Raw genomic sequence first — 639 nt, forward strand, 5'->3', positions numbered from 1 at the left:
GTGGGCGAAGACGTCGGCGCCGCCGCCGTCCGGGGTGATGAAGCCGAAGCCCTTGTCAGCGTTGAACCACTTCACGGTGCCAATAGCCATGTGTTTCGTCTCCTTGACGGAACGTCGGACACGCACTTGTTGCGTGCCCGAAGAGGAGCGCTCCGCGCGGGGATGCGCGAATCGCCTGTCGCTTCTGGTCGCCCCGCCCGGAGAACTCCGGACACAACAAAGAGCGCCTGGGGCCACAATCCCGCCAGGCGCACACAGAGTCTCTGGTAACCAAAACTGCAACCCGGTCAACCTACCACGGTTTTCCCCGCAGTGGTCAATGTTGGGCAGAATCCTCGGGCAACTGGGCGATCATCTCCGTGAGGCCCGTCACATCCAGCAGGTCGGCGGGCCGGACGGTCACCCCGTGCCGGACGTAGTGGAACGCCGCGCCCACCCGGTCGACCGGCACGCCGGCCAACTCCGCCCAGGCCAGCCGGTACACGGCCAGCTGCACGGCGGCCACGTCGGCCGCCGGCCCGGTGGGCTGCGCGCCGGTCTTCCAGTCGACCACGTCGAACCGGCCACCCGGCCGGGCGAAGACCGCGTCCATCCGGCCCCGCACCACCACTCCGGCGATCACCGTGGCGAACGGCACCT

The 639-nt window shown here is 68.5% G+C and carries 2 protein-coding genes; both read right to left on the minus strand.

All coding sequences use genetic code 11. From position 1 onward, the window contains the following. Positions 1-90, minus strand: a 90-nt coding sequence (locus PSH25_RS29870; protein WP_238662193.1) for a cold-shock protein, incomplete at its 3' end; no start/stop codon positions are given. A 226-nt stretch (positions 91-316) separates the two neighbouring features. Next, positions 317-639: PD-(D/E)XK nuclease family protein (locus PSH25_RS29875; RefSeq protein WP_238662192.1), on the minus strand; the 323-nt coding region annotated here is incomplete at its 5' end.

Origin of the sequence: Micromonospora foliorum, assembly GCF_022229015.1 — a bacterium.
Taxonomy (GTDB): Bacteria; Actinomycetota; Actinomycetes; order Mycobacteriales; family Micromonosporaceae; genus Micromonospora; species Micromonospora foliorum.